Source organism: Streptomyces guryensis, assembly GCF_021261325.1.
GTDB lineage: Bacteria > Actinomycetota > Actinomycetes > Streptomycetales > Streptomycetaceae > Streptomyces > Streptomyces guryensis.
The window spans coordinates 147,948-160,889 of the sequence record NZ_JAJSBI010000012.1; the positions used below are offsets into that span (position 1 = coordinate 147,948).

Here is a 12,942-nt window from a genome sequence, read left to right on the forward strand (position 1 = left end):
GATACCGGCGGAAGGTAGAGTCCAGCGGCGTGCACCTCAAGGCCCTGACCCTCCGCGGGTTCAAGTCGTTCGCCTCGGCGACCACGCTCCGGTTCGAACCGGGCATCACGTGTGTCGTGGGGCCGAACGGCTCGGGCAAGTCCAATGTCGTGGACGCCCTGAGCTGGGTGATGGGCGAGCAGGGTGCCAAGTCGCTGCGCGGCGGCAAGATGGAGGACGTCATCTTCGCCGGCACCACCGGGCGCCCACCGCTGGGCCGCGCCGAGGTGTCCCTGACCATCGACAACTCCGACGGCGCCCTGCCCATCGAGTACGCCGAGGTCACCATCACGCGGATCATGTTCCGCAACGGCGGCAGCGAGTACCAGATCAACGGTGACACCTGCCGCCTCCTGGACATCCAGGAACTCCTCTCCGACTCCGGCATCGGCCGCGAGATGCACGTCATCGTCGGCCAGGGCCAGCTGGACTCCGTACTGCACGCCGACCCGATGGGCCGCCGGGCCTTCATCGAGGAGGCGGCCGGTGTCCTCAAGCACCGCAAGCGCAAGGAGAAGGCGCTCCGCAAGCTCGACGCGATGCAGGCCAACCTCGCGCGCGTGCAGGACCTGACCGACGAGCTGCGCAGACAGCTCAAGCCGCTGGGCCGGCAGGCCGCGGTGGCCCGGCGGGCGGCCGTGATCCAGGCGGATCTCCGGGACGCGCGTCTGCGGCTGCTGGCCGACGATCTCGTACGGCTGAGGCAGGCACTGAAGACCGAGGTCGCGGACGAGGCCGCCCTCAAGGAACGCAAGGAAGCCGCCGAGCAGGAGCTGAAGAAGGCGCTGCAGCGCGAGGCGCTCCTGGAGGACGAGGTGCGGCAGCTCGCTCCGCGGCTCCAGCGCGCCCAGCAGACCTGGTACGAGCTGTCGCAGCTGGCCGAACGGGTGCGCGGCACGGTCTCGCTGGCCGACGCGCGGGTGAAGAGCGCGACGTCGGCGCCGCCCGAGGAGCGGCGCGGTCGCGACCCCGAGGACATGGAGCGCGAGGCCGCGCGGATCCGCGAGCAGGAGGCCGAGCTCGAAGCGGCCCTGGAGGCGGCCGAGCGGGCCCTGGAGGACACGGTCGCGCACCGCGCCGAGCTGGAGCGCGAACTCACGCAGGAAGAACGGCGTCTGAAGGACGTCGCCCGCGCCATCGCCGACCGCCGAGAGGGCCTCGCCCGGCTGAACGGGCAGGTGGGCGCCGCCCGTTCGCGCGCCGCCTCCGCCCAGGCGGAGATCGACCGGCTGGCGGCGGCCCGTGATGAGGCGCAGGAGCGGGCCGTCGCAGCGCAGGAGGAGTACGAGGCGCTCAAGGCCGAGGTCGACGGCCTCGACGCCGGCGACGCGGAACTGGGCGAGCAGCACGCGGCGGCGAAACTGCAGCTGGCCGACGCCGAGGCCGCCCTGACCACGGCCCGTGAGGCGGCCACCGCGGCGGAACGGAAACGGGCCGCGACGCAGGCCAGGCATGAAGCGCTGGCGATGGGGTTGCGGCGCAAGGACGGCACGGGCGCGCTCCTCGGCGCGAAGGATCGTCTCTCCGGGCTGCTCGGTCCGGCTGCCGAACTACTGACGGTCACTCCCGGCTACGAGGTCCCGCTGGCGGCGGCTTTCGGCGCGGCGGCGGACGCCCTGGCGGTGACCTCGCCGTCCGCCGCAGCGGAGGCGATCCGGTTGCTGCGAAAGCAGGACGGCGGCCGGGCGTCACTGCTGTTGGCGGGGGCGCCGGAAGAAAGCGGTCCGACAGCGGGCCTCAGGGGCGCGGGGAACGGCGCGACCAGCCACGACGGACCCGCAGACGCCCAACAGCCGCACGCGGCAGATTTCGTTCGCGCGCCTTCCGACCTCATGCCTGCCATCCGCCGCCTACTGCACGGCATCGTCGTGGTCGACACCCTCGAAGCCGCCGAAGACGTCGTATACACGAACCCCCACCTCACGGCCGTAACCGCCGAAGGCGACCTCCTGGGGGCGCACTTCGCGCACGGCGGTTCCGCCGGCGCACCCAGCCTGCTGGAGGTGCAGGCCTCCGTCGACGAGGCCGCCGCCGAGCTCGAAGAGCTGGCCGTACGCTGCGAGGAACTCACCGACGCACAACACGCGGCGGGGGAGCGGCGCAAGGAATGTGCCGCGACGGTCGAGGAGCTGGGGGAGCGACGCCGTGCCGCCGACCGCGAGAAGTCGGCCGTCGCCCAGCAGCTCGGACGGCTGGCCGGCCAGGCACGGGGCGCGGCGGGCGAGGCGGAGCGCACCGTCGCCGCTGCCGCGCGGGCGCAGGACGCGCTGGACAAGGCCCTCGAAGAGGTCGAGGTCCTCGCCGAACGCCTCGCCGTCGCCGAGGAGTTGCCGGTCGAGGAGGAGCCCGACGCCTCGGTACGGGACCGTCTCGCCGCCGACGGCGCCAACGCCCGCCAGACCGAGATGGAGGCCCGGCTCCAGGTCCGTACGCACGAAGAGCGCGTCAAGGGACTCGCCGGCCGCGCCGACTCCCTCGACCGCGCGGCCCGAGCCGAGCGTGACGCACGCGCGCGTGCCGAGCAGCGCCGGGCGCGGCTGCGGCACGAGGCGTCCGTGGCGGAAGCCGTCGCCTCAGGTGCACGCCAGTTGCTCGCACACGTCGAGGTCTCCCTCGCCCGGGCCGAGGAGGAACGCACCGCGGCCGACGCCGCCAAGGCCCGGCGCGAGCAGGAGCTGGCCGGTGCCCGTAACACCGGCCGCGATCTCAAGTCCGAGTTGGACAAGCTCACCGACTCCGTGCACCGCGGCGAGGTGCTGGGCGCCGAGAAACGCATGCGGATCGAGCAGCTGGAGGCCAAGGCGCTGGAGGAGCTGGGCGTGGAGCCGGCCGGGCTTGTCTCCGAGTACGGCCCGCACCAGCTCGTACCGCCCTCCCCGCCCGCCGAGGGCGAAGAACTGCCCGAGGACCCCGAGCACCCGCGCAACCAGCCCAGGACCTTCCACCGCGCCGAGCAGGAGAAGCGGCTCAAGGCCGCCGAGCGGGCGTACCAGCAGCTCGGCAAGGTCAATCCGCTCGCCCTGGAGGAGTTCGCCGCGCTGGAGGAACGCCACAAGTTCCTCAGCGAGCAGTTGGAAGACCTGAAGAAGACCCGCGCCGACCTGCTCCAGGTCGTCAAGGAGGTCGACGAGCGCGTCGAGCAGGTCTTCACCGAGGCCTACCGGGACACGGCCCGGCAGTTCGAGGGCGTGTTCAGCCGGCTGTTCCCGGGCGGCGAGGGACGGCTGATCCTGACCGATCCCGACAACATGCTCACCACCGGTGTCGATGTCGAGGCCCGCCCCCCGGGCAAGAAGGTCAAGCGGCTGTCGTTGCTCTCGGGTGGTGAGCGCTCGCTGACCGCGGTCGCGCTGCTGGTGTCCATCTTCAAGGCGCGGCCGAGCCCGTTCTACGTCATGGACGAGGTCGAGGCCGCGCTCGACGACACCAATCTGCAGCGGCTGATCCGCATCATGCAGGAGCTGCAGGAAGCCTCGCAGCTGATCGTGATCACGCACCAGAAGCGGACCATGGAGGTCGCCGACGCGCTGTACGGCGTCTCCATGCAGGGCGACGGCGTGTCGAAGGTCATCAGCCAGCGGCTGCGCTGACCAGTCAACGGCTGCGCTGACCTCAGCCTACGGCTGTACTGAGCAATCTCTTCAAGAGTTGAACACATTCCCGTCACGAGTGCGCTAAAAAGTCACAGGCATGACCCCTTGACTTCGAAACTTGAAGGCATAGTCTCGGCAACGTTGCTTTTACCTTCAGGTATTACCTACCGGGAAGGGTCCCCCACCCGGCAGCGCTGCCGGTGGCCCGAGGAGTTGAACGTGACCAGCACAGTGCAGGCACAGAAGTCAGGAGCCAGAGCGGCTCGTCCCGAGCACCTCGGGCGGGTCACCTTCATCGCGGCGGCGGCCGCGATGGGCGGTTTCCTGTTCGGCTACGACAGCTCCGTGATCAACGGCGCCGTCGAGGCCATCCGGGACCGTTACGGCATCGGCTCCGCGGGCCTGGCCCAGGTCATCGCCATCGCCCTGATCGGCTGCGCCATCGGTGCCGCGACCGCCGGCCGCATCGCCGACCGGATCGGCCGTATCCGGGTCATGCAGATCGCCGCCGTGCTGTTCACCGTCAGCGCCGTCGGCTCGGCGCTGCCCTTCGCGCTGTGGGACTTCGCCCTCTGGCGCGTTGTCGGCGGCTTCGCCATCGGCATGGCCTCCGTCATCGGCCCCGCCTATATCGCCGAGGTCGCCCCGCCCGCCTACCGCGGCCGTCTCGGCTCCTTCCAGCAGGCCGCGATCGTCATCGGCATCGCGATCTCACAGCTGGTCAACTGGGCCCTGCTGAACGGCGCCGGCGGCGACCAGCGCGGCAAGCTGATGGGCCTGGAGGCCTGGCAGGTCATGCTCGGCGTGATGGTGGTCCCGGCCGTCCTCTACGGCCTGCTGTCCTTCGTCATCCCCGAGTCCCCCCGCTTCCTGATCTCCGTCGGCAGGCATGAGCGCGCCCGCGAGATCCTCGCCGAGGTCGAGGGCGAGCACGGCGACCTGGACGCCCGCGTGAACGAGATCGAGCACGCGATGAAGAGCGAGCACAAGTCCGCCTTCAAGGATCTGCTCGGCGGCGGCTTCTTCTTCAAGCCGGTCGTCTGGATCGGCATCGGCCTCTCGGTCTTCCAGCAGTTCGTCGGCATCAACGTCGCGTTCTACTACTCCTCGACCCTGTGGCAGTCGGTCGGCGTCGACCCGACGGACTCGTTCTTCTACTCCTTCACGACGTCGATCATCAACATCGTCGGCACCGTGATCGCCATGGTCTTCGTGGACCGCGTCGGCCGTAAGCCGCTGGCCCTGATCGGCTCGATCGGCATGGTCGTCGGTCTCGCGCTGGAGGCCTGGGCCTTCTCGTACCACCTGGTCGACGGCAAGCTGCCGGCCGCGCAGGGCTGGACCGCCCTGATCGCCGCGCACGTCTTCGTCCTCTTCTTCGCCCTGTCCTGGGGTGTGGTCGTCTGGGTGATGCTCGGCGAGATGTTCCCCAACAAGATCCGCGCCGCCGCCCTGGGCGTGGCCGCCTCCGCGCAGTGGATCGCCAACTGGGCCATCACCGCGAGCTTCCCGTCCCTGTCCGACTGGAACCTCTCCGCGACCTACGTGATCTACACGGTCTTCGCGGCGCTCTCCGTCCCGTTCGTCCTGAAGTTCGTGAAGGAGACGAAGGGCAAGGCGCTGGAGGAGATGGGCTGAGCCGCCCCGCACACTCGGGGAGAAGGGCCAAGTCCCCGCTGCCCCTCTCCCCGTATCGTCCGCCGCCCCCGCCCGGCACTGCCCGGGCGGGGGCGGCGGCTTCCCGTCTCACCAGATGAGGACGCCACCGCCGATCTCCAGGGCTTTGCGGATGCTCTCCTCGACGATCCGCAGCCGGGTTTCGATCTGGTGCCGGTGCTCCTCCACCGTCCGCGGCCGCTCGGTTCCACGGGCGAGCTCGTCGAGACGGGAGCGCAGCAGGGCGACCTCGCGCCGGAACTGCGGCACTTCCTCGGCCTCGACGTAGAGGTCGTCATCTGCCGGTACCGGCAGGAAGCGGGCCCCCAGCGAGCGTACGAACGCCGACCCCCACACCGTCGTACGCCAGGACTCGAACCCGCCGGACCGGTACACGTCGTCCGGCACGTCGAGGATCCGTATGCCGCCGTCCGGCTCGCGGACGAAGACCTCCACCAACAGGCTCATGGCGCCAGTGGATCAACCGCGCACCCGACCGGACCAGCGGATATCGCTCCGCATCAGCCCTCCAGCGCCGGGAGCACCTCCTCGGCGAACAGCCGCAGACTCCGCCACCCCTCGTCCACCGGCATCCCGCCGGCCAGCGGATGCAGTACGAGGTTGTCCTGCCCCTGCTCCACGCACTGGTCCGGCGTGAGGATCCGGTAGACGCCCTCCGCGCGCAGCTCCGCCACGCTCGTGGCCGCCGACTTCACCGCCGACCGGATGTCCCCGGACTGCCAGGAGGCGTAAGTCCGCGCCTCGTGCAGGAAGTGCTCGCCGTGCTCGGCCCACGCCCGGTCGGGATCCTCGGCGAGGTGCAGCAAGGGGGTCTCGGCGGCGGGCATCATCGTCCAGCCCTCCGTGCCGTACTCGACGAGCCGCTCCTTGTAGTACGCCTCCAGCTCCGGCAGATGCGCGCTGGGGAAGAAGGGGAGACCGAGGCGGGCCGCGCGGCGGGCGGCGGCCTTCGAGGAGCCGCCCACCAGGAGCAGGGGGTGCGGCTCGGTGAAGGGGCGCGGGGTGACCCGTACCGTACGGCCCCGGTACTCGAACTCCTCCCCGGTCCAGGCCTTGAGCACCGCCTCCAGCAGCTCGTCCTGGATCCTGCCGCGCCGCTTCCACTCCACCCCGAACTGGGCGTACTCCTCGGGCCGGTACCCGATCCCGGCGACGGTCACCAGCCGGCCGGCGCTCAGCAGATCCAGCACGGCGATGTCCTCGGCCAGTCGCAGCGGGTCGTGCAGCGGGCCGATCACCGCCGAGACGGTGACCGCGATCCGCCGGGTCGCCCCGAAGACCGCACCCGCGAAGGCGAACGGCGACGGCAGCCAGTTGTTGCCGACGCCATGGTGCTCCTCCGTCTGGACGGTGGTGATCCCGTGTTCGTCGGCGTACCCGGCCATCTCCAGGGCGGCCTGGTAGCGGGCGCGGAGCGAGGCGGGGGTGGCGCCGGGTTCGACGAGGTTGAAACGTACGACCGAGACGGGCATGGGGGGTCCCCCTTCGCCGGGCGGGTGTGGAGGGGGACGTTAGCTGACGGTGTGTCAGACATCCAGAGGGGTGTCACAGGACTCCATGACTGATACTGGACGGGTTATGGAAACCGTCATCCTTGCTGTAGTCATCGCCGTGGTCGTGCTCGGCGCGCTCGGCGGGCTCGTCATCGGCAGCCGACGGAAGAAGTCGCTGCCCCCGCCGCCGCCCGCCGCGCCCGACATCACCGCCCCTCCGGCCGAGCCGCACGTCGGCGACGAGGCCGAGACACCCCGCGACGAACCGCGCCGGACAATAGAGGAGGTGGATCTTCCGGACGGCTCGGCCCCGGTCGCCGTCGAGGAGCCGCCCGTCCTCGAAATCCCCGAGATCGAGGTACCCGAGCCGACGGCCGGCCGTCTGGTCCGGCTGCGCGCCCGCCTCTCCCGCTCCCAGAACGCGCTCGGCAAGGGGCTGCTCGCGCTCCTGTCGCGCGAGCACCTCGACGACGAGACCTGGGAGGAGATCGAGGACACGCTGCTCACCGCCGACGTCGGCGTGGCCCCCACCCAGGAGCTGGTCGAGGGCCTGCGCGAGCGGGTGAAGGTCCTCGGCACCCGCACCCCCGTCGAACTGCGCGGCCTGCTGCGCGAGGAGCTCCTCAAGCTGGTCGGCACCGACTTCGACCGCACGGTGAGGACGGAGCCCGAGACCAGCAAGCCCGGCATCGTGATGGTCGTCGGCGTCAACGGCACCGGCAAGACCACCACCACCGGCAAGCTCGCCCGGGTCCTGGTCGCCGACGGCCGCAGTGTCGTGCTCGGTGCCGCCGACACCTTCCGTGCCGCCGCCGCGGACCAGCTCCAGACCTGGGGCGAGCGGGTCGGCGCCCACACCGTGCGCGGGCCGGAGGGCGGCGACCCCGCCTCCGTCGCCTTCGACGCGGTGAAGGAAGGCAAGGAGATGGGCTCCGACGTCGTCCTCATCGACACCGCCGGGCGTCTGCACACCAAGACCGGGCTCATGGACGAGCTCGGCAAGGTCAAGCGCGTCGTCGAGAAGCACGCCCCGCTGGACGAGATCCTCCTCGTCCTCGACGCGACGACCGGGCAGAACGGCCTCGTCCAGGCCCGTGTCTTCGCCGAGGTCGTCGACATCACCGGCATCGTGCTCACCAAGCTCGACGGCACGGCGAAGGGCGGCATCGTGGTCGCGGTCCAGCGCGAGCTGGGCGTACCCGTCAAGCTGGTGGGTCTCGGCGAGGGCCCCGACGATCTGGCGCCGTTCGAGCCGGAGGCGTTCGTGGATGCGCTTATCGGTGACTGAGTGCTCCGCGGGATGTGCCGATGTGCGGCTCCGCCGCGGGGCGGCGATGTGCCGTCTTTCGTCTGCGGCATCGTCGTGGCTGGTCACGCCCGCGCGGCGGAGCCGCATATCGAAAGAGTCCCGCGGGCCTTTGGGGCGCTGCCGAACCGCCGCGGTCTTCGCCCGGGCTGCTTGAAGGCACCCACGGTGAAAAAGCGCCCGTTTCCCAAGGTGCAGTTGGGAGACGGGCGCTTCGCTGTGTACGACTGGGGTACGACTCGGGGCCTACGCCCGCGACCGATGTGCCACATAAGCCAGCGTCCCCAGCAGCAGCCGTGCCGCCGGTGGCTTCGTGGCCGAATCCAGGGCGGGGGGGCGCAGCCAGCGGACCGGGCCCAGGCCGCCCCGGTCGGACGGCGGCGCGGTGATGTGGGCGCCGAGGCCCAGGCCGCGCAGGTCCAGGGAGGTCGGATCGTCCCAGCCCATGCGGTAGAGCAGCTCGGGAAGTTCGGCGGCGGCTCCGGGGGCGACGAAGAACTGGGCGCGGCCCTCGGGGGTCGCGGTGACCGGGCCGAGGGGGAGCCCCATGCGCTCCAGGCGGACCAGGGCGCGGCGGCCGGCGGGCTCGGCCACCTCGATCACGTCGAACGCCCGGCCGACCGCGAGCATCACCGACGCTCCGGGGAACTCGCCCCACGCCTTGGTCACTTCGTCGAGCGTGGCGCCGGCCTGCACCTGGGGCGCGAACTCCAGGGGATGCGCCCCCGGTGCGCTGCAGTCCGCCCGGCCGCAGGAACAGTCGCCCGCCGCGGCCCGGGCTCCCGGGACCGCGTCCCAGCCCCAGAGCCCCGTGAACTCGGCGACGGCGGTGCACTCCGAGGAGCGGCCGCGCCGACGCGAGCCGGAGCGGATCTCCCGGATGCCGCCGATCGTGAAGCCCATGCCCCCTCCAACGGGTCCCACGCGTCGGTGGTTACGACGCGGATGCGGATCGTGACCCTGTGTTTCCGGATGCATCGGCCCCGCGCGAGGTCCGGGCGGCGCTCGAAGTGCCCCGGGTGGTGAACTCGGCGGCGCACGCCCCTGAGTGCATCGCTCCGCCTACTCCCGGTTGGTCTATGTCAAGTGAATCGCGCCGAGGCGACGCTGAGTTCATTCGAAGGGGTGGCGAATGGTGGCGTTTCCGGGATCGCCATGGCTGGACGGGTGATCGTAGGATTACTGTGAGTGCACGAGTCCTGGGGGCACATGCGCTCGTGGGTATGCCGGAGGCAAGTAGGTATCCCGTTCGAAGGGTGAGAACCGGCGGACGGGCGGCTGTACTTACCGGCATTCTGATAGGGCTTGGCGCACTCAGCGACAAGTGGTCTCAGGGATGGGGGCGTTCCAGTGAGCGGCAACGGCGGAAGCGGGACGACCGCGACCAGCACGGACAAGCGCCCCAACGAGCTGCTCGCGTCCTGGTTCGTGCGCAGCGGCTGGTCGAAGGGCGAACTCGCCCGTCAAGTCAACCGCAGGGCACGCCAGTTGGGCGCCAATCACATCTCCACGGACACCTCCCGGGTGCGCCGCTGGCTGGACGGCGAGAACCCCCGCGAACCCATCCCCAGGATCCTGTCCGAGCTGTTCTCCGAGCGCTTCGGCTGCGTGGTCTCCGTCGAGGACCTCGGCCTGCGCGCCGCCCGTCAGTCACCGTCCGTGTCCGGCGTCGACCTGCCCTGGACGGGCCCGCAGGCGGTGGCCCTGCTCAGCGAGTTCTCGCGCAGCGACCTCATGCTGGCGCGGCGCGGCTTCCTCGGGACCTCGCTGGCCCTGTCCGCGGGCCCGTCCCTCATCGAGCCCATGCAGCGCTGGCTGGTGCCCTCGCCCCAGGCCCCGCAGCCCGAGCCGGAGCCGGAGCCGCCGGCTGCGTCCCGTCGGCCCGGCCGGCTCTCCAAGCCCGAGCTGGACCTCCTGGAGTCCACGACGGTGATGTTCCGGCAGTGGGACGCCCAGTGCGGCGGTGGCCTGCGCCGCAAGGCGGTCGTCGGCCAGCTGCACGAGGTGACGGACCTCCTCCAGGAGCCCCAGCCCGCGGCCACCACCCGGAAGCTGTTCAAGGTCGCCGGGGAGCTGGCGGAGCTCGCGGGCTGGATGTCGTACGACGTCGGGCTCCAGCCGACCGCCCAGAAGTACTTCGTCCTCGCCCTGCACGCCGCCAAGGAGGCGGGCGACAAGCCGCTCGGCTCGTATGTCCTGTCCAGCATGAGCCGCCAGATGATCCACCTCGGCCGGCCCGACGACGCGCTGGAACTGATCCACCTCGCGCAGTACGGCAGCCGGGACTGCGCCAGCCCCCGCACCCAGTCGATGCTGTATGCGATGGAGGCCCGCGCCTACGCCAACATGGGGCAGCCCGGCAAGTGCAAGCGGGCGGTCCGAATGGCCGAGGACACCTTCGCGGACGTGGACGAGTGGGACGAGCCGGACCCCGACTGGATCCGCTTCTTCTCCGAGGCCGAGCTGCACGGCGAGAACTCCCACTCCTACCGTGACCTCGCCTACGTCGCGGGCCGCAGCCCCACCTACGCGTCCCTGGCCGAGCCGGTGATGCAGCGGGCCGTCGAGCTGTTCTCCCGGGACGCCGAGCACCAGCGCTCGTATGCACTGAACCTGATCGGCATGGCCACGGTGCACCTGCTGCAGCGTGAGCCGGAGCGGAGCACGGTGCTGGCCGAGAAGGCCATGCACATCGCCAAGAAGGTCCGCTCCGAGCGCGTGAACACTCGTATCCGAAAGACGGTCGACACGGCCGTACGCGATTTCGGGGACCTCGCCGAGGTCGTGGACCTCACCGAGAAGCTCGCGGTCGAACTCCCGGAGACCGCCGAGGCGGTCTGAAACCCCTGTCCCCGGCCACGGCCGGCCCTCCCGAACAGCCCGACTCGGCTCCCCCATGCCAGGTCATCGGAAGGCCGCCCGTGGCCGGTTTTCACCTTCGGTGAAGGTTGCGCCACGATAACGATGAGCACGCCCGGCATCCGGCAGTTCATCGAGGCGTAACACGCAGGGCGCCTTCGTCACGGCGGCGAAACAACGAGGGGCTTCCAACGAAACCGCGCTGCGCCAATCTCATGGCGCATAACCGGCCCACCCCTCATGACCGCTTCAGGCTTCGCCCGCACGGGGCCGTACCAATGACGAGGAGACGCCGATGGCATCAGCCGCCATCACGCTTGCCGCGGAGGCACCCAAGCTGTCCTCCGCGAACACAGGCTTCATGCTTATTGCATCCGCCCTGGTACTGATCATGACGCCGGGCCTCGCCTTCTTCTACGGAGGCATGGTCCGCGTCAAGAGCACTCTCAACATGCTGATGATGAGCTTCATCAGCATGGGCATCGTCACCATTCTGTGGGTGCTCTACGGCTTCTCCCTCGCCTTCGGCACGAACAACAGCCTCATCGGCTGGGACTCCGACTGGTTCGGCCTCCGCAAGATCGGGCTGACGGAGCTGTGGCCCGGCTACACCATCCCGATCTTCGTCTTCATGATCTTCCAGATGATGTTCGCCATCATCACTCCGGCCCTGATAAGCGGCGCCCTCGCGGACCGCGTCAAGTTCTCGGCCTGGGCGCTGTTCGTCGCCCTGTGGCTCACGGTCGTCTACGTCCCGATCGCCCACTGGGTGTGGGGCGCCGACGGCTGGGCCTTCAAGCTCGGCGTGATCGACTTCGCCGGTGGTACCGCGGTCCACATCAACGCCGGTGCCGGCGCACTCGGCGTCATCCTGGTCATCGGCAAGCGCGTCGGCTTCAAGAAGGACCCGATGCGCCCGCACAGCCTCCCGCTGGTCATGCTCGGCGCCGGTCTGCTGTGGTTCGGCTGGTTCGGCTTCAACGCCGGCTCGTGGCTCGGCAACGACGACGGCGTCGGCGCGCTGATGTTCGTCAACACGCAGGTCGCCACCGCTGCCGCGATGCTGGCCTGGCTCGCCTACGAGAAGATCCGGCACGGCGCGTTCACCACGCTGGGTGCCGCCTCCGGCGCGGTCGCCGGTCTGGTCGCGATCACCCCGTCCGGCGGTGCGGTCTCCCCGATCGGCGCGATCGCCGTCGGCGCCATCGCCGGTGTCGCCTGCGCCGCGGCCGTGGGCCTGAAGTACAAGTTCGGCTTCGACGACTCCCTCGACGTCGTCGGCGTCCACATGGTCGGCGGCATCATCGGCTCCCTGCTCATCGGCTTCTTCGCCACCGGCAAGGGCCAGTCCACCGCGACGGGCGTCTTCTACGGCGACCACTCCTTCACCCAGCTGTGGAAGCAGTGCGCCGGTGTCGGGGCGGTCCTCGCCTACTCCCTGATCGCCTCCGCGGTCCTCGCCTTCCTCCTCGACAAGACCATCGGAATGCGGGTCACCGAGGACGAGGAGATCTCCGGTATCGACCAGGCCGAGCACGCCGAGACCGCATACGACTTCAGCGGCGCCGGTGGCGGCGTCGTCGGAACCGCCGTTTCCGCCCTGGCGGGCGCCGAGTCGAAGAAGGTGGACGCATGAAGCTCATCACCGCCGTCGTGAAGCCCCACCGGCTCGACGAGATCAAGGAGGCCCTGCAGGCCTTCGGAGTCCACGGCCTGACGGTCACCGAGGCGAGCGGCTACGGTCGTCAGCGGGGCCACACCGAGGTCTACCGCGGTGCCGAGTACACCGTCGACCTGGTTCCCAAGATCCGTATCGAGGTACTGGCCGAGGACGACGACGCCGAGCAGCTGATCGAGGTCATCGTCAAGGCGGCCCGAACCGGCAAGATCGGTGACGGCAAGGTCTGGTCCGTCCCGGTCGAGACGGCCGTACGGGTCCGGACCGGCGAGCGCGGCCCGGACGCGCTCTAACAGA

Annotated in this window: 9 protein-coding genes; 6 read left to right on the plus strand and 3 right to left on the minus strand. The window is 70.3% G+C overall.

Annotation, left to right across the window (positions count from 1 at the left end; all coding sequences use genetic code 11):
• Positions 1 to 29: 29 nt before the first annotated feature.
• Together smc and LJ657_RS24335 are read left to right on the plus strand one after the other, a co-directional pair.
• Complete coding sequence (smc, locus tag LJ657_RS24330; RefSeq protein ID WP_232650859.1) at positions 30 to 3,629, plus strand: chromosome segregation protein SMC; 3,600 nt, start codon at positions 30 to 32, stop codon at positions 3,627 to 3,629.
• A 222-nt stretch (positions 3,630 to 3,851) separates the two neighbouring features.
• The gene (locus tag LJ657_RS24335) at positions 3,852 to 5,270 is read left to right on the plus strand and encodes a sugar porter family MFS transporter (protein WP_232650860.1); all 1,419 of its coding nucleotides are present in this window, start codon (positions 3,852 to 3,854) and stop codon (positions 5,268 to 5,270) included.
• Positions 5,271 to 5,378: 108 nt separating this feature from the next.
• On the opposite strand, the gene LJ657_RS24340 is transcribed toward LJ657_RS24335, so the two are convergent.
• Positions 5,379 to 5,756, minus strand: a complete 378-nt coding sequence (locus LJ657_RS24340) for a hypothetical protein (protein WP_232650861.1) — start codon at positions 5,754 to 5,756, stop codon at positions 5,379 to 5,381.
• A gap of 53 nt (positions 5,757 to 5,809) precedes the next feature.
• Complete coding sequence (locus LJ657_RS24345) at positions 5,810 to 6,781, minus strand: LLM class flavin-dependent oxidoreductase (protein WP_232650862.1); 972 nt, start codon at positions 6,779 to 6,781, stop codon at positions 5,810 to 5,812.
• A 106-nt stretch (positions 6,782 to 6,887) separates the two neighbouring features.
• Between LJ657_RS24345 and ftsY the strand changes: the two genes are divergently transcribed.
• Entirely contained in the window at positions 6,888 to 8,090 is a 1,203-nt protein-coding gene (gene ftsY, locus LJ657_RS24350) for a signal recognition particle-docking protein FtsY (protein WP_232650863.1), read from the plus strand.
• A 264-nt stretch (positions 8,091 to 8,354) separates the two neighbouring features.
• Here ftsY and LJ657_RS24355 read toward each other — a convergent pair whose 3' ends face one another.
• Complete coding sequence (locus tag LJ657_RS24355) at positions 8,355 to 9,011, minus strand: bifunctional DNA primase/polymerase (RefSeq protein ID WP_232650864.1); 657 nt, start codon at positions 9,009 to 9,011, stop codon at positions 8,355 to 8,357.
• Positions 9,012 to 9,458: 447 nt separating this feature from the next.
• On the opposite strand from LJ657_RS24355, the gene nsdA reads away from it, so the two are divergent.
• The 3 genes from nsdA (at position 9,459) to LJ657_RS24370 (ending at position 12,938) form a co-directional block, all read left to right on the plus strand.
• On the plus strand, positions 9,459 to 10,949 hold the full coding sequence (gene nsdA / locus LJ657_RS24360; protein ID WP_232650865.1) for a transcriptional repressor NsdA: 1,491 nt from the start codon (positions 9,459 to 9,461) through the stop codon (positions 10,947 to 10,949).
• 313 nt (positions 10,950 to 11,262) lie between these two features.
• The gene (locus LJ657_RS24365) at positions 11,263 to 12,603 is read left to right on the plus strand and encodes an ammonium transporter (RefSeq protein ID WP_232650866.1); all 1,341 of its coding nucleotides are present in this window, start codon (positions 11,263 to 11,265) and stop codon (positions 12,601 to 12,603) included.
• Positions 12,600 to 12,938, plus strand: coding sequence for a P-II family nitrogen regulator (locus tag LJ657_RS24370; protein WP_232650867.1), 339 nt, complete (start codon positions 12,600 to 12,602; stop codon positions 12,936 to 12,938). The genes LJ657_RS24365 and LJ657_RS24370 overlap by 4 nt, the downstream gene beginning before the upstream one ends.
• The last annotated feature ends 4 nt before the right edge of the window (positions 12,939 to 12,942 follow it).

What these genes read in the sequence shown, in the direction of transcription:
- LJ657_RS24340 (WP_232650861.1), bottom strand. Translation starts at nt 5,756, where the DNA reads ATGAGCCTGTTGGTGGAGGTCTTCGTCCGCGAGCCGGACGGCGGCATA.
- LJ657_RS24345 (WP_232650862.1), bottom strand. Translation starts at nt 6,781, where the DNA reads ATGCCCGTCTCGGTCGTACGTTTCAACCTCGTCGAACCCGGCGCCACC.
- ftsY (WP_232650863.1), top strand. Translation starts at nt 6,888, where the DNA reads ATGGAAACCGTCATCCTTGCTGTAGTCATCGCCGTGGTCGTGCTCGGC.
- LJ657_RS24355 (WP_232650864.1), bottom strand. Translation starts at nt 9,011, where the DNA reads ATGGGCTTCACGATCGGCGGCATCCGGGAGATCCGCTCCGGCTCGCGT.
- LJ657_RS24365 (WP_232650866.1), top strand. Translation starts at nt 11,263, where the DNA reads ATGGCATCAGCCGCCATCACGCTTGCCGCGGAGGCACCCAAGCTGTCC.
- LJ657_RS24370 (WP_232650867.1), top strand. Translation starts at nt 12,600, where the DNA reads ATGAAGCTCATCACCGCCGTCGTGAAGCCCCACCGGCTCGACGAGATC.